This window comes from Occultella gossypii (assembly GCF_019947135.1).
Lineage (GTDB): Bacteria > Actinomycetota > Actinomycetes > Actinomycetales > Beutenbergiaceae > Occultella > Occultella gossypii.
In genome coordinates this window covers 192,152-211,038 of sequence record NZ_JAGSHT010000003.1, presented here as the reverse complement: position 1 = coordinate 211,038, position 18,887 = coordinate 192,152, and the positions used below count along the sequence as shown (strand labels likewise).

Here is an 18,887-nt window from a genome sequence, read left to right as displayed (position 1 = left end):
TACGAACCCTACCCACACCCGCACGTTAGTGACTAACATTGCGAGGGTGGGAACCAGAGCCGACACGAGGGAAGCGTTGCAGCGGGCCGCGCTCGAACTGTTCCTGGCGAACGGCTACGACGCGACACCCACCGCGGCGGTGGCGCGCGCCGCGGGGGTCAGCGAGATGACCCTGTTCCGGCACTTCGCCTCGAAGGAGGCGTTGCTGCTGGACGATCCCTATGACCCGCAGATCGCGGAGGCGGTGGCGGGTCGCCCGGCCGAGGAGCGGCCGATGCGCGCGGTGGTGGAGGGGATCCGTGCGGCGTGGCGCGACGTCGACCCCGACGACGCCGCGCACCTGCGGACCCGGCTGCGGATCGTCGCCGAGGCGGCCACGCTACGCGGTGCGCTGGAACGCAACAGCGAAGCCACGGTCGCGGCGCTGACCGACGCGCTCATCACCCGTGGCGTGGCCGCCTCGGCGGCGCGGGTGGCGGCGACCGCCGTCATCGCCGGCCTGAGCACGGCGCTGCTGGACTGGGCCCGGTCCGACCGGGACGACCTCGGTGCCGTGCTCGGGCGGGCGCTGGACACCCTCGGCGGCGGCTGATCGTGCTCGAGTTCGAGAACGTCGGTCTGCGGTTCCGAGGTGGCGCCGGGGTCCAGGGCCTCACGTTCGCCGTCACCGCCGGTGAGATCGTGGCGCTGGTGGGACTGAACGGCGCCGGCAAGACCACCCTGATGCGCCTCGCCCTCGGCATGCTGCGGGCCGACCACGGCACGGTGACGCTGCACGGATCGCTCATGGCGGAGCTGCCCGCGTCGCGATGGCGCGAGGTGGGCGCCATGGTCGATGCGCCGCTGGCCTATCCGGAGCTCACCGTCCGGCAGAACCTCACCGTCGCGCGGCTGCTGCGCGGCACCGACCCGCGGCTGGTCGACGATGCCATCGCCCGATGGCAGCTCGGCCCCGTCGTGGACCGCCGCTTCCGGCACTTGTCCCTCGGCAACCAGCAGCGGGTCGGACTGGCCGCGGCGCTGCAGCACGAACCGCGGCTGATCGTGCTCGACGAGCCCAGCAACGCGCTCGACCCGGCATCGGTGATCGTGCTGCGGGAGCACCTCGCCGAACGCGCGCGCGACGGCGCCGCGATCCTGGTCAGTAGCCACCACCTCGACGAGGTGGCGCGGATCGCCGATCGGATCCTGGTGATGAACGCCGGCCGGCTGATCGGCGGGCTGGACCCCGCGACGCCGGACCTCGAGCGCACCTTCTTCGCACGCGTCCTCGAGGACGACGAGCATCGTGGATGCACCCCATGAACGCACCCATCCGCGTCGAGGCGCTCAAACTCTCGCGTTCGCTGGTCGGCGTGATCGGGACCCTCGCCCTGGTGCTCGGCACGGTGGCGCTGCTCTGCGGTATCACCCTCTCGCTGGCGGGCGGGCAACCCGACCTCGTCGCCAAGATGGGACCGACCGCCACCCGCGACTGGGCCGGCCTGCTGTCCGCCGCGGCGCAGATCACCGCGGCCGGCGGGCTCATCGGGTTCGGGACGGTCCTGGCGTGGCTGTTCGGCCGCGAGTTCGCCGACCGCACCATCAGCGGCTTGTTCGCGTTGCCCGTCGGCCGGGCCCGGATCGCCCTCGCCAAGATCGTGGTCTACCTGATCTGGGTGGTCGCCGTCAGCCTGGTCCTGGGCCTGGCGCTGCTCCTGCTGGGCAGTCTGTTCGGCTACGGCAGCCCCGACGCCGAGGCCTGGGCCGGGCTCGGTCGGCAGTGGGCACTGGGCATGCTCACGGGGGCGATCGCGATGCCGGTCGCCTGGGTGGTCACGCTCACCCGGTCCCTGCTGGCCGGGGTCGGCTGCGTGATCGGGCTCGTCGTCGTCACCCAGGTCGCCGTCCTCGCCGGCGCCGGTGCCGCGATGCCGCTGGCCGCACCCGCCCTCTGGGCCATGAGCCGGGGCACCGAGGTCGGCGTCGCTCAGCTCGCCGTCGCCCTCATCTGCGCCGCGGCGTTCGTGGCGCTCACCTGCGCGAGCTGGGCCCGACTGCAACTGAACCGGTGACCCGGTGTGCCTCGGGCAGCGCGCTCATGGCTGCAGGCGGTAGCCGACACCGGCCTCGGTGATCAGGTGCCGGGGCCGCGCGGGATCGGGCTCGAGCTTGCGCCGCAGCTGGGCCATGTACACGCGCAGGTAGTGGGTCTCGGCGTCCAGATTCGGGCCGCGCAGCTCCTGCAGCAGCTCGCGTCGCCCCACGATCTTGCCGACGTTGCGGGTGAGCAGCTCGAGCAGGTGCCACTCGGTCGGCGTCAGCCGCACGGTCTCCCCCGAGGTGAGCACCACGCGCCGGAGGGCAAGATCGACGGTGAACGCTGCGGCGTGCACCACGGGTGGGTCGTCCTCCGCCGGGCGGCGCCGGACGGCGGCCCTGATCCGGGCGAGCAGCTCGTCCGTCCCGAAGGGCTTGGTCACGTAGTCGTCCGCGCCGGCGTCGAGCGCCTCGACCTTGTCGTCGCTGGTCTGACGCGCGGACAGCACCACGATCGGCAGGCTCGACCAGCTGCGGATCGCGCGCAGCACGTCCATGCCGTCCAGATCCGGCAGGCCGAGGTCGAGGACCACGACGTCCGGGTGCCAGTCGGTGACCGCCTGGACGGCCGCCGCGCCGGTGGTGGCCACCTGCGCCTCGTACCGGTTCGCCCGGAACACGACCGCGAGCGCCCGAGCCAGGGCCGGCTCGTCATCGACGATCAGGACGCGCGTCATGGTGCTTCCGCCGGCAGGGGCAGGGTCGCGATCATCGTCAGGCCGCCGCCCGGCGTGTCCTCGGCCTCCAGTGTGCCGCCGTTGGCCTCGATGAAACCTCGCGCGACGGCGAGACCGAGACCGAGACCCTGCCCGCGCGGCACGTCACCGAGACGTTGGAACGCGGCGAACATCTGGTCCTTCTTCTCGTCCGGCACGCCGGGTCCCCGGTCGACGACCCGGATCATCAGGGACGGCCCGGCATGCTCGGCGACCACGCGCACCCGCGTGCCGGGAGCGGTGTGGCGGACGGCGTTCTCGATCAGGTTCGCCAGCGCCCGCTCGAGCAGACCGGCGTCGGCGCGCAGCAGCGGCAGATCCTCGGGCACGTCGATCTCGACCGCCGAGGTGGGGACCGCCCGGGCCGCGAGCGGCACCACCTCGTCGAGTGCCACGGGGTCCAGGTGGGCAGTGACCACACCCGCGTCGATCCGGCTCATGTCGAGCAGGTTATCGATGAGGGACTGCAGCCGGTCCGTCTCGTCCTCGACGTCGGCCAGCAGGATCCGGCGGTCCTGCGGCGTGATCTGCGGGGACGAGCGCAGCGCGGTGATGCCCGCCTTGATCGAGGTGAGCGGCGTGCGCAGGTCGTGGGACACGGCGGCGAGCAGCGCCGTGCGGATCGCCCCGCGTTCACTCTCCGCCCGGGCCGCCCGGGCCTGCGAACGCAGCTCCTCTCGTTCCAGCAGTGAGCTCAGGTACTGCCCGACGGCGCCGACGAAGCGGACCTGACCAGCTGAGAGGGTGCGACCGCTCAGCCCGAGGGTCAGCCCGTCGTCGATCTGGACGGTCGCGGACGCCTGGTCCGGCGCACCGGGCGGCTCGCCACTGGACCGCTCCAGGATCTGCCACCGCGTGCTCCCGGCGCCGGTGCGGACCAGCGCCACGCCGCGTGCACCCAGGGTCTCCCGCAGTTGTTCGAGCACGGCGGGCACGGCATCCCTGGCCCGGACCACCGCTCCGGCGACCGAGGTCAGCGCGTCCGCCTCGGCCCTGGCCCGCCCGGCTTCCAGGGTGCGCCGGGCGGCGAGGTCGACGACCGCCGAGACGCTCACGGCCACCGCGAGCAGGATCCCGATCGCCAGCGCGTGCTGGGGCTCGTCGATCGTCCAGGTGCGCACGGGCGGCGCGAACAGGAAGTTGCTCAGCAGCCCGCCCAGCACCGCGCTGAGCAGCGCCGGGCGCAGGCCGCCCACGAGCGCCACCCCCACAGTGAGGGTGAGGAACAGCATCAGCACGGTCGGGAACGAGTCCAGCTCGCCCATCGAGGTGCCGATCCAGGACAGCAGCGGCGGCCCGGCGAGCGCCATGGTCCAGGCGAGCAAGGTCCGGCGCCGGGTGAGCAGACCGCGAGGCGGGCGCCGCCGCGAGCCGGTCCGGGCTCGCTCGTGGGTGACCACGAGCACGTCGATCTCTCCGGACCCCTCGACCACGCGGGCCGCGACCCCTGGGGCGACCGCGCCGGCGACGCGACCGCGGCGGGTGACGCCGAGCAGGATCTGGTTCGCGTTGACGCTGCGGGCGAAGTCGAGGACGGCGCCGGGTACGTCGTCGCTGAGCACGGTGTGCCAGCTGCCGCCGAGGGATTCGACCAGCGTGCGGTGCCTGCCGAGCGAGCCCGGCGCCACCCCGGTGAGGCCGTCGCTGCGGAGCACGTGGATGGCCAGGAACTCGCCACGGCTGCCGCGCTGGGCGATCCGAGCGGCCCGCCGCACCAGGGTCTCGGTCTCGGTTCCGCCGGTGACCGCGACCACGAGCCGCTCCCGGGCCGCCCACGGCTCGGCGATGTCGTGGTCCTTGCGGTAGGCCTCCAGCGCCTCGTCCACGCGGTCCGCGGTCCACAGCAGCGCGAGTTCGCGCAACGCCGTCAGGTTCCCGAGCCGGAAGTAGTTCGACATCGCCGCGTCGATCTTCTCGGCCGGGTAGACGTTGCCGTGGGCGAGCCGACGGCGCAACGACTCCGGGCTCATGTCGACGAGTTCGATCTGGTCGGCTCGCCGGACGATCTCGTCCGGGATGGTCTCCTGCTGGCGCACCCCGGTGATCGAGGCGACCACGTCGTTCAGGCTCTCCAGGTGCTGGATGTTGACGGTCGTGACGACGTCGATGCCGGCGGCGAGCAGTTCCTCGATATCCCCGCAGCGTTTGGCGTTGCGGCTGCCCGGGACGTTGGTGTGGGCGAGCTCGTCGACCAGCGCGACCTGCGGTGCGCGCGCCAGCACCGCGTCCAGGTCCATCTCCGTGAACTCGGCACCCCGGTGCCCCAGCTCACGCCGAGGGACGACCTCGAGCCCGTCGAGCAGGGCGGCCGTGTGGGCCCTGCCGTGGGTCTCGACGAGCCCGACGACGACGTCCACGCCGCGGCCGAGCCGGCGGCGGCCCTCGTCGAGCATCGCGTAGGTCTTCCCGACGCCGGCCGAGGCGCCGAGGTAGACCCGGAGCCGCCCCCGTTGACCGGCGGCGTCGGGCTCATCGCGGTCCGTCATGTGCTCAGCCTGTCACTGCTGCAGCGCGAGGAGCGCCGCGTTCAGTTCGACCACGTTCACCCGTGGGGCGCCGAGGAAGCCGAGCTCGGGTGAGGTGGTCGCTCGCGCGACCAGATCCTGGACGACGGCGTCCGTCAGGTCGCGTACCCGGGCCACCCTGGCGACCTGGAGCGCGGCGTACGCGGGTGAGATGTGCGGGTCCAGGCCCGACCCCGAGGCGGTGACGGCGTCGACGGGGACCTGGTCGGGGTCGACGCCCTCACGCTCGGCGACCTCGGCGCGCCGCTCCTCGACGGTCGCGAGCAGGTCGCGGTTCTCGGGGCCGAGGTTGGAGGCGCCGGAGGCGAGCGGGTCGTACCCGTCCCCGGCGACGGAGGGACGGGACTGGAACCACTCGTCGCCGTCGAAGGCCTGGCCGATCAGGCTCGACCCGACGGTCTCGCCGTCGACGACGACCAGTGAGCCGTCCGCCCTGGCGGGCATCAGGCGGCCCACCCCGTAGACGGCGAGCGGGTAACCGAGTCCGAGGACGACGGTCATGACGAGCAGGACCCGCAGGCCTGCGAGGGACTGTTTGAGGAATGCGGACATGGTGCTGTGCTCCAGTCGGAGGGGCCCTCAGAGGCCGGGTAGCAGGGAGACGACGAGGTCGATGAGTTTGATGCCGACGAACGGGGCGATCAGTCCCCCGATGCCGTAGACGAACAGGTTGCCGCGCAGCATCGCGGAGGCGCCGCGGGGCCGGTACCGCACACCGCGCAGCGCGACCGGGATCAGCGCGACGATGATCAGGGCGTTGAAGATCACCGCCGAGAGCATCGCCGACTCCGGCGAGGACAGGCCCATCAGGTTGAGCCGGTCGAGCTGCGGGTACAGGCCGGTGAACATGGCCGGGATGATCGCGAAGTACTTCGCGACGTCGTTCGCGATCGAGAACGTGGTGAGCGCGCCACGGGTGATCAGCAGCTGCTTCCCGATCGCCACGACCTCGATGAGCTTCGTCGGATTGGAGTCCAGGTCCACCATGTTCCCGGCCTCCTTCGCTGCCGACGTCCCGGTGTTCATCGCGACGCCGACGTCCGCCTGCGCCAGGGCCGGCGCGTCGTTGGTGCCGTCGCCGGTCATCGCGACCATCCGCCCGGCGGCCTGCTCGGATTTGATGAGCGCCATCTTGTCCTCGGGCTTGGCCTCCGCGAGGTAGTCGTCGACGCCGGCCTCGGTCGCGATGGCACGCGCGGTGAGCGCGTTGTCCCCGGTGATCATCACCGTGCGGATCCCCATCCGGCGGAGTTCGTCGAACCGTTCCCGCAGGCCGGGCTTGACGACGTCCTTCAGGTGGATCACGCCGAGCGCGCGGGCCGGGCCGTCGCCGCGCTGCTCGGCCACCACCAGTGGGGTCCCGCCGGTTGCGCTGATCGAGTCGACGCTCGCACCGACGTCCGCGGTCGGGTGACCACCGTTGTCCCGCACCCACGCCATCACGGCCGACGCGGCGCCCTTGCGGATCCGCCGGAGCCCTGAGTGGGTCTGCACGTCCACCCCGCTCATCCGGGTCTGGGCCGTGAACGGGACGAACGTCGCGGTGGGGAGCTGATCGTGGAACAGCAGCCGCATGTCGTAGCGCTCCTTGGCGAGCACCACGATGGAGCGGCCCTCGGGGGTCTCGTCCGCCAGGCTGGACATCTGCGCGGCCTCGGCGAGGTCGAACTCGGTCACCTCCTTGGCGGGGACGACCTCCACGGCCTGCCGGTTGCCGAGCGTGATCGTGCCGGTCTTGTCCAGCAGCAGCACGTCGACATCGCCCGCTGCCTCGACGGCGCGGCCGGACAGCGCCATCACGTTGCGCTGGATGAGCCGGTCCATGCCGGCGATGCCGATCGCGGACAGCAGCGCGCCGATCGTGGTCGGGATCAGGCAGACGAGCAGGGCGACCAGCACGATGAGTGGCTGGGGCTGCCCGGAGTAGACAGCGAACGGCTGCAGGGTGACGACCGCGAGCAGGAAGATCAGCGTGAGGCTGGCCAGCAGCAGGTTCAGCGCGATCTCGTTCGGCGTCTTCTGCCGTGCCGAGCCCTCCACCAGCGAGATCATCCGGTCCAGGAACGTCTCGCCGGCCTTCGCGGTGATCCGCACCACGATGCGGTCCGACAGGACCCGGGTGCCACCGGTGACCGACGAGCGGTCACCGCCCGATTCCCGGATGACGGGCGCCGACTCCCCGGTGACGGCCGACTCGTCGACGGAAGCGACGCCGTCGACCACGTCTCCGTCACTGGGGATCACCTCACCGGCCTCGACGACGACGAGGTCCCCGACCTCGAGCGCCGTGCCCGGCACCGACTCCTCGGTGTCATCGCCGCGCACGCGACGGGCCATCGCGGTGGTGCGCGCCTTGCGCAGGGAGTCGGCCTGGGCCTTGCCGCGGCCCTCGGCCACCGACTCGGCGAGGTTGGCGAACACGACGGTGGCCCAGAGCCACACGGTGATCGACCAGGCGAACAGGGACGGGTGCACGATGGCCAGGACGGTCGTGGCCAGCGCGCCGACCCAGACGACGAACATCACCGGGTAGCGGATCTGGTGCCGCGGATCAAGCTTGCGCAGCGCGTCCGGCAGGGACCGCAGCAGCTGCCGCGGGTGGAACGCGCCGGCCCGGACCCGGGCGGCAGGCGCGTGGTCGGACTCGGGGGTGGTGGAGGTCAGGGTAGTCACAGCAGGGCCTCCGTAAGAGGAGCAAGAGCGAGAGCAGGGAAGAAGGTCAGGCCGGCGACGATCAGCACGACGAAGCCGAGCAGGCCCACGAAGACGGGCCCGTGGGTGGGCAGGGTCCCGGTGGTCTCGGAGACCTTCCGTTGGCTGGCGAGCGACCCGGCCAGGGCGAGCACCAGGATGATCGGGACGAACCGGCCGAGCAGCATGCCCAGGCCGAGGGCGGTGTTCTGGTAGGGCGTGTTGGCTCCGAAGCCGGCGAATGCCGAGCCGTTGTTGTTCACCGCCGAGGCGTAGGCATACAGGATCTCGGTGAGCCCGTGCGGTCCGGGATCCTGCACCGAGGCGTCCACGAGTCCCGGGCTGGCTGCGGTGATGGCGGCACCGGCGAGCAGCAGCGTCGGCATCGTCAGGATGTAGAGGGCCACCAGGGTGACCTGCTTCCGGCCGATCTTCTTGCCGAGGTACTCGGGTGTGCGGCCGACCATCAGTCCGGCCAGGAACACCGCGAGCACGGCCATCACGAGCATCCCGTACAGGCCGGCGCCGACCCCGCCGGGTGCCACCTCGCCGAGCATCATGTTCAGCAGCGTGACGCCGCCCCCGACGCCGGTGTAGGAGTCGTGGAAGCTGTTCACCGAGCCGGTCGAGGTGCCTGTGGTCGACGCGGCGAACAGGGCGGATGCTGCGGGCCCGAACCGGAGTTCCTTGCCCTCCATCGCGCCGCCGGCGGCGCCGGGCACGGTGCCGAACCCGCGCATCTCCGCAGACGTGGTCACGGTGACGGCTGCGAGCCAGAGCGAGGCCATCACGGACACGATCGCCGTGCCCTGCCGGTGGTTGCCGACCATCCGCCCGAAGGTCCGGGGCAGGCTGAACGGGATGACCAGGAGCAGGAACATCTCGATCAGGTTCGTCCACGCCGTCGGGTTCTCGAAGGGGTGCGCGCTGTTGGCGTTGAAGAACCCGCCCCCGTTGGTGCCGAGGTTCTTGATCGCCTCCTGGGACGCGATCGGGCCGCCGATGATGCTCTGGCGCTCTCCGGTGATCGTGGTGATCTCCCGGGCGCCGTCGAAGTTCTGGACGGCGCCGCCGATGACGAGCACGATCGCGGCGAGGAGGGCCAGCGGCAGCAGGATCCGCACGGAGCCGCGGACGAGATCGACCCAGAAGTTGCCGATGCGGTCGGTGCCCTGCCGGGCGAAGCCGCGGACCAGGGCGATGGCGACGGCGATCCCCACTGCGGCGGAGAGGAAGTTCTGCACGGCCAGGCCACCCATCTGGGCAAGGTGGCCCAGGGTGGACTCGCCGGAGTACCACTGCCAGTTCGTGTTCGTGACGAACGAGACGGCGGTGTTCCAGGCTCCGTCCGGCGCCACGCCCGTCCAGCCGAGCGAGAGCGGCAGGTGCGCCTGCACCCGCAGGAGCAGGTAGAGCACCAGGATGCTGACGGCGGAGAACGCGAGCAGCGACCGGGTGTAGACCGACCAGTGCTGGTCGGAGTCGGGGTCGATCCCGCCGATCCGGTAGACGGCCCGCTCGGCCCGCAGGTGGCGGCTCCCCGAGTAGACGCCTGCCATGTAGTTGCCGAGCGGCACGTGGACCGCGGCGAGGAGCAGGACGAGGAACCCAGTCTGCAGCACGGCGGCCAGTGCGACGGGCATCAGAACTTCTCCGGGTGCAGCAGGTCCCACACCAGGTAGCCGGCGAGCGCGAGCGCGAGCGCCAGTGCGAGGAGGGATTCCACGGTCACGGCTTCGACACCCCCCGCGCCAGCAGCGCCAGCAGGAGGAACCCCGCACAGGTCAGGGCCACGAAGGCGAGATCAGCCACAGCGAACTCCAGATCGGACTACGACGTGCCGGCTGGCACGTCGAGCGGTCCGGACGACCGCCGTCATCCATTCAGCACCCGGAAAACGCCCCAGAGGGGATTCCTGACGGAACCCGGACGCCCGGCCGGCGGATCCGGACGCCTCCCTGACGGGAGTTACGGGGTCGGTCCGCTGGGGATCCGCACCGTCAGCGTCAGCCGGCCGTCCGCTGCGGCCGCCGAGGCGGTCCCACCGAGCTGCCGGGTCAGGACGTGCACGATGGACAGCCCGAGGCCCGTGGTCCGGCCGGACCGGGACCGGTCGGCGGTGTAGAACCGCTCGAACAGGCGCTCCGGGACGATCTGAGCCCCCGGCTCGATGCCGTTGGCACACGTGATCGTGATCCAGGTGCCGGACGTCGCGGTCCCGGGTGCGCCGCCGGCCGCGGTACTGCCCCGCTCCGCGGCGAGCGCGACGTCGAGCACGCCACGGCCGTGCTGGGTGGCGTTGCGGATCAGGTTCTGCACGATCCGGGTGACCTTCTCCCGGTCGGTGACGACCGGCACCGGCCCGTCAGGCTCGAAGCGGACGTCGAGGCCGGCGTCCTCGAGCGGAAGGACCGCGGCGAGCAGAGCCTCGCCGACCAGGGCGCTGGCGTCGAACTCCTCCGCAGTCAGGTGCGGCTCGGCCTCCAGCAGGTAGGTGTACTCGTAGAGCCGCTCGACCAGGTTCTCGAGCTCACCCGCGTGTCGCTGGGCGACCTCGAGCCTGGCCCGTTGTTCCGGGTCCAGCTCCGAGCGCCCCAACAGCTGCTGGTAGCCGCGCACCGCCGTCAGCGGGGTGCGCAGGTCGTGTGAGATGTCGGTGATCATCGCCCGGAACTGCCGCTCATCCCGGTGCGAGCGGGCGGTCGCGGTCTCCGCCGCCACCATCGCGTCGTTCACGCGCGTGGCGAGAGCCTCGAGATCGCCGTTGACCAGATCGATCGTGACCGTCGCCCGGGTGCGGCCCATGAGGCGCCGGTCGAGTTGACGGGTCATCGAACGTATCTGTCGCAGGACGAGCACCAGGTACAGGCACGCCGCGACCAGGAGGACACCGAGGATCACGACGACGGCGATCACGGTGCCCTCCCAGGATGGCTTGTGCCGCCTACTTTATGTCCGCGCGGCGCAACAGCAGCCAGGCCACCAGACCCATCAGCGCGATGAAGACGACCGCCACGATGCTCGTGCCGACCAGCTCGCCGCCCGAACTGTCCGGCAGCGGCAGGTGGTCGGGGGCGTACGGGGTGAGCCGCGTGATGGCCTCGAGCGCCTCCCACTTCGCCGCGGCCCCGACCAGCAGATCCGCCACGAACGCCCACACGAAGCCGGCAGCCATCACCACGATCGGTCGCTTGACCACGATGGCGAGAGGGATGCACACGGCCAGGCGTGCGGCGTACAGGATGGCCGCCACCACCGAGACCGCGATGATCCGCCCGACGCCCGCGGCGTCCGGTTCCGCACCCGACTCGGCGAGCAGCGCGAAGGTCGTCGGCACGGCCGGCGCGACCTCGAGACCGGTGGCACGGCCGACCAGCGCGGCGATGCCGTACGGGACACCGAGCAGGAACACCGCCAGTGCGGCCACGACCGTCTTGGAGGCGACGAAGGACCCGCGGCTCGAGGCGAGCAGGGCGTCGTGGACGGACTTCGTCTCGAACGGGCGGGAGACGATGAGTCCGATCAGCAGGGACCCGAGCAGGTTGATGACCATGACGTCGCTGAGCCCTTGGACCCCGTTCGCGGCCGCCGCGTTCAGCCCACCGAGCGCGAGTTGATGCTGGAGGTACAGGTAGGCCGCGGCGGCGCCGCAGGCGGCGAGGAGGCAGACGATGAACCCGGTGGAGTGTCGTTGGGTGAACAGGTCGGCGCGCAGTTGATTGATCATGACCGGTGGCCTCCGATGACAGAGAGGAAGAAGCCTTCGAGGGTCTCGCCCTCGGCGGCGAAGCTGGTCGGCCAGACGTCGTGGGCGACCAGGGTGCGGAGCACCTTCTCGGGCTCGTCGAGATGGGATCGCAGGCGGACCGACCGGTCCGGCATCACGGTGAAGTCCTCGGTGCCGAGATCCTGCTCGAGCACGGTGGTGAGTCGTTCGCCGTCGCGCGCCTCGATGCGCAGGAAGTGCTGGGTCTCGTCCTCGAGCTCGCCGAGCGTGAGCGTCCGCTTCACGCTGCCTCGGTCGACGATGATGTAGTCGGTGGCCGTCTGGAACAGCTCGGGCAGGTTGTGGCTCGAGATCAGCACGGTGATCCCCCGCTCGCGGGCCAGGTCCCGAATCAGGCGACGCACCTCGACCACCCCGACCGGGTCAAGGCCGTTGACCGGCTCGTCGAGCACGAGGAGCTCCGGGTCCGAGATCAGTGCGAGCGCGATCCCGAGCCGTTGACGCATCCCCAACGAGAAGTCCGCGGCACGCTTGCGTCCGGTGTCGGACAGACCGACGAGCTCGAGCAGCTCGGTCTCGACGGAGGCGTCCGGCACACCACGCAGCAGCCGGTGCAGGTGCATGTTCTGCCGAGCGGTCATCGAGCCGGTCAGCGCCGGAGCCTCGATCAGGCTCCCGATCCGGGCCAGATCCTGCTGCCGAGGGGTGGCCGCGGTGGACCCGAACAGGCTGATGCTGCCCGCCGTCGGTAGCGACAGCCCGGTGATCATCCTCATCAGGGTCGTCTTGCCGGCACCGTTCGCACCGATCAGCCCATAGATGCGACCCCGCTCGAGCCGGATGCTGACGTCGTCGACGGCCGTCGCGGGGCCGTACCGTTTGGTGAGCCCCTGGGTGACCAGGACGTCATCGCTCATCGCGTTCCTCCTCGTGGCTGTCTGCTGATCTCACACGCTAGGGAGCGGAGGTTCAGCGAAGGTCAGGACGCCGGGCGAGAAGGTCAGGATTGTGTGAGGATCGGCCGCAATCGGTAGCCGAGGCCCCAGACGGTCTCGATCGGATCGGTCTCGGGGGCCGCGTCCCGGAGTTTCGTGCGGAGGTTGGACATGTGCGTCTTGACGGCCGCGTCATCACCGACGAACGGCTCACCCCACACCGCCTCGTAGATGACCGGGCGGGACCGGACCCGGTCGGGCGCCTCGAGCAGCAGTTGGAGGATGCGGAACTCTGTGGCAGTGAGGTCGAGCTGCCAGCCGGCGACGGCGGCGCGGGCGGTTGCGGGGTCGAGGTCCAGATCTCCGTGGGTCAGGACCGCGGCCGGGCCGGCCGGGCCGGAACGGCGCAGCAGCACCGCCACGCGGGCGGCGACCTCTCCGAGGTCGAACGGCTTGGTCACGTAGTCGTCGGCGCCGAGCCGGAGCAGGTCGATCTTGGTGAAGACGGCGTCCTTGGCGCTCAGGATCAGAACGGGTACGTCGCCGGCTCGGCGGATCTCCGCCAGGAGCACCGATCCGTCGACGAACGGCAGCATGAGGTCCAGGATCACCAGGTCCTGCTCCCCCGCGGCGAGGGCACGGCGGGCCGCGAGCCCGTCGTGCACGCCCGATACCTCGTACCCCTCGGCGACGAGGGTCTCGACGAGCAGTGCGTTGACGTCGGCGTTGTCCTCCACGACGAGGATCCTGTGCGCGCGGGTCATGGTCGGCGGCTCATCCCGGGCCGAGCCCCGGCAGCCTCGGGTGTGCTCATCGGCAGGACACTACGTGGCGGATCGGCACGACCCGACCGTAGCGGCGCTGCCCGCGGAAGGGAACCATCGGGCCGCGTTGGGGCCACGTCTCCCGCCTGCGACGGTGCCGCCGCTCGTGTTCCATACTGAGGCGTGCCCGACCGACCTGAGATCGTCTGCATCTGCGGCTCCATCCGGTTCGTGGCGCAGATGCGTGCGGCGAACCGTGAGCTGACCTCCGCAGGTGTCATCGTCGTCGCGCCGGGCGAAGCGGACGAGGTGATCACCGACGAGCAGAAAGCCACGCTGGACGCCCTCCACCTGCGCAAGATCGACCTGGCCGACCGGGTGCTGGTCGTCAACCCCGGCGGGTATATCGGCGAGTCCACGAGCAGGGAGATCGCCTACGCCCATGCCACCGGCACGCCGGTCTCGTTCACCGATCCCGCCTGACCGGGGCGAACGCACCATCGCAACGACGGCCTAGTGGCGCCGTTCGGGCACCATCGGTGGCTCCCCGTCCAACTCACGGCGCACGTGCGAGCGGGCATGCTCGATCGCCTCGGGCATCGATGTGAAGACGTGCTTACGGGTCCGGAGGGAGTCGAACACGCCGACGGACTCCAGGAGGCGTCGCTGGTCCGGTTGGATCCCCTTGAGCAGGACGGTGACGCCGTTCGCCTGCTTGTCCACGATGAACTCGGCGAGGGCGTTCGCGCCACTGGCGTCCATCAGCCGGACGCTGGACAGCCGCAGGATGATCACCCGCAGGTCCACCGCGGCCGAGAGCTCGTCGAGGAACCGGCGGGTGACACCGAAGAACAGTGCGCCGTCGAAACGGTAGACGGCGATGTGCTCGTGCAGGAGGTCGTGTTCCTGCTCCGCGCCGATCTCCGCGGGCACCTCCTCTCGTCGCAGCCCGCTCACCTTGGACACGGAGCGCAGCGCGAGCAGGGCCGCCACCGCCACGCCGACCTCGACGGCGAGGATCAGGTCGAACGCGACCGTCACCACCACGGTGACCAGCAGGGCGACGCCGTCACGCCGGGTGCTGCGCAGGATGGACCGGGCGGTGCGGATGTTCACCATCCGGGCGGCGGTGACGATGAGCACCCCGGCGAGGGCGCTGAGCGGGATGTGCGCCACCAGCGGCGCGGCCACGAGCACGACGACCGCGAGCAGTGCCGCGTGGGTCAGGGCGGAGACCCGGGTGCGGGCGCCGGCCCGCACGGCCACGGCCGTCCGGGCGATGGCGCCGGTGGCGGGCATTCCGCCGAGCAGCCCGGACGCGACGTTCGCCAGCCCCTGCCCCACGAGTTCCCGGCTGCTCTCGGTGCGGCCGATGTCATCGGCCATGCCGTCCGCGACCCGTGCCGAGAGCAGGCTCTCCAGGGCACCGAGGGCGGCGACTGCGAGCGCGGCCGAGAGCAGGGTGCGCATGTCCGCCAGTTCCACGGCCGGCAGCGAGGGTGCCGCGAAGATGGTCGGCAGTGCGCCGATCCGGTCCACGTCCATCGAGAACACGAGCGCGGCCACGGTTGCCGCGGCCACGGCGATCAGCGATGCCGGCAGGTTCCGGCGCAGCCGGGTCGTGACGACCATGATCGCGATCACCAGGGCGACAAGGGCGAGCGGCTGCGCCGCGGCCGCCCAGTCGACCACACGCAGAGCGTCGATCGCGACGAGAAGCGAGTTCTCGCCGTCGGGCTTGGGCAGGTCCAGGGCGAGCGGCACCTGCTGCAGCGCGATCACGATACCGATCCCGATCGTGAACCCCTCGACCACCGGCCACGGGATCAGGGACACCAGGCGCCCCATCCCGAGCACGCCCATGATGACGATGATCACGCCGGCCATCACCGCGATCAGGCCCACCGCGTCGGCTCCGAACCGGGCCACGACCGGCACCAGCACCACCGTCATCGCGCCGGTGGGCCCGGACACCTGCAGGTGCGACCCACCGAAGATGGCCGCGACCGCACCGGCCACGATCGCCGTCACCAGGCCCGCGCCGGCGCCGACGCCGGAGGCGACGCCGAAGCCGAGTGCCAGCGGCAGGGCGACGATCCCGACGGTGACACCGGCGAGCAGGTCCCGGCGCCAGCTCGTGCGCAGCCCGGCGTAGTCGGAGCGGCGCGGGATCATCAGGTGGCCGAGCCAGCCCGCCATCCCCTTCACCGTCATGGTCGGTGAGTGGCTCACTCCCGTCCCTCGGTCTCGAGGTCATCGAGCAGGTCACGGCTGGGTGCGAGCGTCTGCACCAGGAAGGTGCGCGCCGCCAGGAGCAGGTCCGCGACCACGGGCGTGGCGAGCGTGTAGTGGACGGCATTGCCCGCGCGGGTCGCACTCACCACGCCCTTGCGCCGCAGCACGCCGAGGTGCTGGGACAGGTGCGAGGCCTCGATCTCGAGCTCGGCGAGGAGCTCGCTGACCTGCTTGTCCCCCTCGACCAGGAGCTCCAGGACCCTGATCCGCACGGGGTGCGCGAGGGCCTTGAACAGGTCCGACTTGGCGACGTAGATGGGGGTCTGCGTGGTGGTGGGCACGGCCAACCTTTGAACGGGAACGGGATGACGACTTGATGAATCTATCAAATGAACCCGTGGGGCACGTTCACCGGCCGTTGACGCGCTATACGCCCGGCTCCGGTTGCCCGCGACGCTCCATCGCCGTTGGCTGGTGCCCACCCACCCTGGAGGAACCGTGAAGCGCACCACCGTCACAGCACTGCTCGCAACGATCAGCCTCATCGGCGCCGGCACCGCCGCCAGCGCTGCGCCGCCCGCGCCGGTGGACCTGGGCGACCCGCTCGACGCCGCCCACGCACACAACGACTACGAGCACGAGCGCCCGCTGCTCGACGCGCTCTCCCACGGCTTCACCAGCGTCGAGGCGGACGTCTGGCTGGTCGACGGCGAGCTGCTCGTCGCCCACGACCTGGCGGACGTCGACGAGGAGCGCACGCTGGCGAGCCTCTACCTCGACCCGCTCACCGACCTGTTCCGCGGCGGACAGGGCCGGTCGGTCTACCCGGGTTGGGACGGCAGCCTGCAGCTGCTGATCGACATCAAGTCCGAGTCGGAGTCCACCTGGGCCGCCATCGAGGCCGAGCTCGCCGAGCACCGGCAGCTCGTGACCCGTTACGTCCGCGGCCGGGTCCTGCCCGGCCCGGTCACCGCGGTGATCAGTGGGAACCGGCCGCTGGCGACGATGGCGGCGGCCGAGCACCGGTTCAGCTTCTACGACGGCCGGGCGAGCGACCTCACGTCGGGCCTGTCGCCCGCCCTGATGGCGTTGGTCAGCCACAACTGGACCCAGCTGTTCTCCTGGAACGGCGTCGGCGAGATGCCGGTGGACGAACGGGCCGAGTTGCACGCCTACGTCGAGACCGCGCACGCGGCCGGCTACCGGGTCCGGTTCTGGGCCACGCCTGACGTGGCGGGTCCCGAGCGCGACGCCGTCTGGGCCGAACTGGTGGCCGCCGGAGTGGATCACATCAACACCGATGATCTCGCGGCCCTCGAGGCGTTCCTGTCCGAGTAGAGCGGCACGCTTCCGCGGAAGCGTGGCGAGACAGAGGGGTGCGGGTGAGTTAGAACTCTGCGGACCTCTGACTCACCTGAGAACCTCTGACTCAGCCAGTGTGCGGACGCGAGGGGACTCTGCGCTTCCGCGGAAGCGCCGGGTGTGAGGCCCTCAGAGGACGTGATCGCCGATCAACTGCCCGATGCTCCGGATGTCCACGCCGCGAGCGAACTCGAGCTTCACGCGGCCGAGGCCACTGAACCAGAGCTCAAGTTCGGAGTCGAGGTCCAGGGTGCCGGCAGTCTCGACCGAGAACGCTTGGATCTTGCTGTACGGCAGCGACGTGTAGTCCTTCTTCTTGCCCGTGATGCCCTGCACGTTCAACGCGACCAGACGCTTGCTCGTGAAGGTCACCGAGTCGCGGATTCCCTTGAACGCGAGGTAGATCTGCTCGTCCTTCAGGAGAATGCCGCTGAGTTCTGAGGCGGCGTCCCCGTTGGCCCACGGGGAGAGTTTGGCGTAGGTCGCGTTGGCGAAGTCGATCATCGTCGTGGGCCTCTTCAGCTGGTCGGAACGTCGTTCTCGCACGCTAACGCGGATGGTCCCGTGCGTCCGTCGGATCCCCGCTCACTCGGGGTGACGCCGGACACCCTCCCCCGGTGCCTTCCCGCGGAGGCTCGGTCACACCGGGTACTTGTGCCGGTAGGCCTCGATGATCAGGTCCACAACATGCTCGTAGGTGAACGTGCCGGTGTTGATGACGAGGTCGTAGTACTCCTCGTTGTTGGGATCTCAGTCGTAGAGCCGGCGGGAGATGTCGGCACGGAGCAGGTCCTCGTGTGCCACGAGTTCGGTGGCGCGCTCCGCCGAGGCGCCGGTCGCGATCGCCACCCGCGTGACGCGGACCTCGTGTGGGGCGGTGCGCCGCTCGCTCAGCGTGGTCACGGTGGGCCCGACCCTGGCCCTGCAGCCGACCTCCGCTCCGGGGTAGGTTCGGAGCATGAGCGCGTCCGGGGGCGCGGCGACCGCTCGGCCCGGGGACTTCGACGCCGCGGGGGACCCAGGAGCGCGCCCTGGAGTCCGACCCAACCCCACATCGCACCTAGGAGCACGCCATGGCCTGGAGTACGCGTGAACTCGCCGACCTCGCGGGCACGACCGTGAACACGGTGCGGCACTACCACCGGCTCGGCCTGATCGATGTGCCCGAGCGTGGCTACAACGGCTACAAGCAGTACACGGTGGCCGACCTCGTCCGCCTGCTGCGGATCCGGCGGCTGACCGAGCTCGGCGTGCCGCTGTCGCAGATCGGTGAGGTCGAGGCGGCCGGCGATGCCACCCCGGAGGCGCTGCGCGAGGTCGACGCGCAGCTCGCGGTGCAGATCGAACGGCTGCATCAGGCCCGGGCGGACATCGCGGCCATCCTGCGCGACCAGGCACCGGCCGACGTCCCGCCGGGTTTCGAGTCCGTCGCCGCGCGCCTGTCCGAGGCCGACAGCTCGATCCTGCACATCTACCGCAAGCTCTTCGACGAGGGCGCGATGGCGGACCTGCGCCGCATGGTCGAGGTAGACCCCGAGGATCTCGGCGACGAGATCAACTCGCTGCCCGCGGACGCGGACGAGGCGACCCGGCAACGACTTGCGACCTCGCTCGCACAGACCCTCGCGCAGAACCTGCGGGACTACCCCTGGCTGAACGATCCGGTGAGCCACCTGTCGAAGAGCACGCGGGTCACGCAGCAGACCTTCATCGAGGCGATCGTCGAGCTCTACAACCCGGCGCAGCGCGACGTCCTCGGGCGCGCGGGCGTCCTCGCGCAGGAGCTGCTGAGCGCCGAGCGGGACTCGGGCCGGGACGCGGACTGAGAGTCTCGTCACACCGGCTTGACCCTG

General features: G+C 70.9%; 19 protein-coding genes. 6 read left to right on the top strand and 13 right to left on the bottom strand.

The window, feature by feature from the left end:
* The first annotated feature begins 46 nt into the window (after positions 1 to 46).
* Genes KCQ71_RS04335 through KCQ71_RS04325 form a run of 3 tightly spaced genes read left to right on the top strand, consistent with a single transcriptional unit; the run spans position 47 to position 2,054 of the window.
* Positions 47 to 592: a TetR/AcrR family transcriptional regulator gene (locus tag KCQ71_RS04335; RefSeq protein ID WP_223403190.1), complete on the top strand. Its 546-nt coding sequence runs from the start codon at positions 47 to 49 to the stop codon at positions 590 to 592.
* A 2-nt stretch (positions 593 to 594) separates the two neighbouring features.
* Positions 595 to 1,305: an ABC transporter ATP-binding protein gene (locus tag KCQ71_RS04330; protein ID WP_223403189.1), complete on the top strand. Its 711-nt coding sequence runs from the start codon at positions 595 to 597 to the stop codon at positions 1,303 to 1,305.
* Positions 1,302 to 2,054, top strand: coding sequence for an ABC transporter permease (locus tag KCQ71_RS04325; protein WP_223403187.1), 753 nt, complete (start codon positions 1,302 to 1,304; stop codon positions 2,052 to 2,054). The genes KCQ71_RS04330 and KCQ71_RS04325 overlap by 4 nt, the downstream gene beginning before the upstream one ends.
* Positions 2,055 to 2,078: 24 nt before the next feature.
* Here KCQ71_RS04325 and KCQ71_RS04320 read toward each other — a convergent pair whose 3' ends face one another.
* The 9 genes from KCQ71_RS04320 to KCQ71_RS04280 form a co-directional block, all read right to left on the bottom strand.
* A complete protein-coding gene (locus KCQ71_RS04320) occupies positions 2,079 to 2,756 on the bottom strand; it encodes a response regulator (protein WP_223403185.1) in 678 nt (225 codons plus the stop codon).
* Positions 2,753 to 5,281: an ATP-binding protein gene (locus KCQ71_RS04315; RefSeq protein ID WP_223403183.1), complete on the bottom strand. Its 2,529-nt coding sequence runs from the start codon at positions 5,279 to 5,281 to the stop codon at positions 2,753 to 2,755. Before KCQ71_RS04315 ends, KCQ71_RS04320 begins: the two co-directional genes overlap by 4 nt.
* Before the next feature lie 12 nt (positions 5,282 to 5,293).
* On the bottom strand, positions 5,294 to 5,872 hold the full coding sequence (kdpC, locus tag KCQ71_RS04310; RefSeq protein WP_223403181.1) for a potassium-transporting ATPase subunit KdpC: 579 nt from the start codon (positions 5,870 to 5,872) through the stop codon (positions 5,294 to 5,296).
* A gap of 27 nt (positions 5,873 to 5,899) precedes the next feature.
* The gene (gene kdpB, locus KCQ71_RS04305; protein WP_308116604.1) at positions 5,900 to 7,993 is read right to left on the bottom strand and encodes a potassium-transporting ATPase subunit KdpB; all 2,094 of its coding nucleotides are present in this window, start codon (positions 7,991 to 7,993) and stop codon (positions 5,900 to 5,902) included.
* On the bottom strand, positions 7,990 to 9,654 hold the full coding sequence (gene kdpA, locus KCQ71_RS04300) for a potassium-transporting ATPase subunit KdpA (protein WP_223403179.1): 1,665 nt from the start codon (positions 9,652 to 9,654) through the stop codon (positions 7,990 to 7,992). Before kdpA ends, kdpB begins: the two co-directional genes overlap by 4 nt.
* A 325-nt stretch (positions 9,655 to 9,979) precedes the next feature.
* Positions 9,980 to 10,927: a sensor histidine kinase gene (locus KCQ71_RS04295; RefSeq protein ID WP_223403177.1), complete on the bottom strand. Its 948-nt coding sequence runs from the start codon at positions 10,925 to 10,927 to the stop codon at positions 9,980 to 9,982.
* Positions 10,928 to 10,955: 28 nt separating this feature from the next.
* The gene (locus tag KCQ71_RS04290; protein ID WP_223403169.1) at positions 10,956 to 11,738 is read right to left on the bottom strand and encodes a hypothetical protein; all 783 of its coding nucleotides are present in this window, start codon (positions 11,736 to 11,738) and stop codon (positions 10,956 to 10,958) included.
* Positions 11,735 to 12,655 carry an ATP-binding cassette domain-containing protein gene (locus KCQ71_RS04285; protein ID WP_223403167.1) on the bottom strand — a complete coding sequence of 307 codons (921 nt, stop codon included), beginning with the start codon at positions 12,653 to 12,655 and terminating at the stop codon, positions 11,735 to 11,737. Before KCQ71_RS04285 ends, KCQ71_RS04290 begins: the two co-directional genes overlap by 4 nt.
* An 83-nt stretch (positions 12,656 to 12,738) precedes the next feature.
* Positions 12,739 to 13,437 (bottom strand): response regulator transcription factor, encoded by a 699-nt coding sequence (locus tag KCQ71_RS04280; RefSeq protein ID WP_223403165.1) that lies wholly within the window; start codon positions 13,435 to 13,437, stop codon positions 12,739 to 12,741.
* A gap of 183 nt (positions 13,438 to 13,620) precedes the next feature.
* Between KCQ71_RS04280 and KCQ71_RS04275 the strand changes: the two genes are divergently transcribed.
* Positions 13,621 to 13,920 (top strand): hypothetical protein, encoded by a 300-nt coding sequence (locus tag KCQ71_RS04275; protein WP_223403163.1) that lies wholly within the window; start codon positions 13,621 to 13,623, stop codon positions 13,918 to 13,920.
* A gap of 30 nt (positions 13,921 to 13,950) precedes the next feature.
* Here KCQ71_RS04275 and KCQ71_RS04270 read toward each other — a convergent pair whose 3' ends face one another.
* Together KCQ71_RS04270 and KCQ71_RS04265 are read right to left on the bottom strand one after the other, a co-directional pair.
* Complete coding sequence (locus KCQ71_RS04270; RefSeq protein WP_308116603.1) at positions 13,951 to 15,669, bottom strand: SulP family inorganic anion transporter; 1,719 nt, start codon at positions 15,667 to 15,669, stop codon at positions 13,951 to 13,953.
* Positions 15,666 to 16,013, bottom strand: a complete 348-nt coding sequence (locus KCQ71_RS04265; protein WP_223403161.1) for an ArsR/SmtB family transcription factor — start codon at positions 16,011 to 16,013, stop codon at positions 15,666 to 15,668. The genes KCQ71_RS04270 and KCQ71_RS04265 overlap by 4 nt, the downstream gene beginning before the upstream one ends.
* A 157-nt stretch (positions 16,014 to 16,170) precedes the next feature.
* Here KCQ71_RS04265 and KCQ71_RS04260 point away from each other — a divergent pair, with 157 nt between their 5' ends.
* Entirely contained in the window at positions 16,171 to 17,010 is an 840-nt protein-coding gene (locus KCQ71_RS04260; protein ID WP_223403159.1) for a phosphatidylinositol-specific phospholipase C/glycerophosphodiester phosphodiesterase family protein, read from the top strand.
* A 153-nt stretch (positions 17,011 to 17,163) separates the two neighbouring features.
* On the opposite strand, the gene KCQ71_RS04255 is transcribed toward KCQ71_RS04260, so the two are convergent.
* Together KCQ71_RS04255 and KCQ71_RS04250 are read right to left on the bottom strand one after the other, a co-directional pair.
* Positions 17,164 to 17,580 carry a PH domain-containing protein gene (locus KCQ71_RS04255; RefSeq protein WP_223403157.1) on the bottom strand — a complete coding sequence of 139 codons (417 nt, stop codon included), beginning with the start codon at positions 17,578 to 17,580 and terminating at the stop codon, positions 17,164 to 17,166.
* A gap of 204 nt (positions 17,581 to 17,784) precedes the next feature.
* Entirely contained in the window at positions 17,785 to 17,937 is a 153-nt protein-coding gene (locus tag KCQ71_RS04250; protein ID WP_223403155.1) for a hypothetical protein, read from the bottom strand.
* 170 nt (positions 17,938 to 18,107) lie between these two features.
* Here KCQ71_RS04250 and KCQ71_RS04245 point away from each other — a divergent pair, with 170 nt between their 5' ends.
* Positions 18,108 to 18,860, top strand: coding sequence for a MerR family transcriptional regulator (locus KCQ71_RS04245; RefSeq protein ID WP_223403153.1), 753 nt, complete (start codon positions 18,108 to 18,110; stop codon positions 18,858 to 18,860).
* Positions 18,861 to 18,887 lie beyond the last annotated feature (27 nt).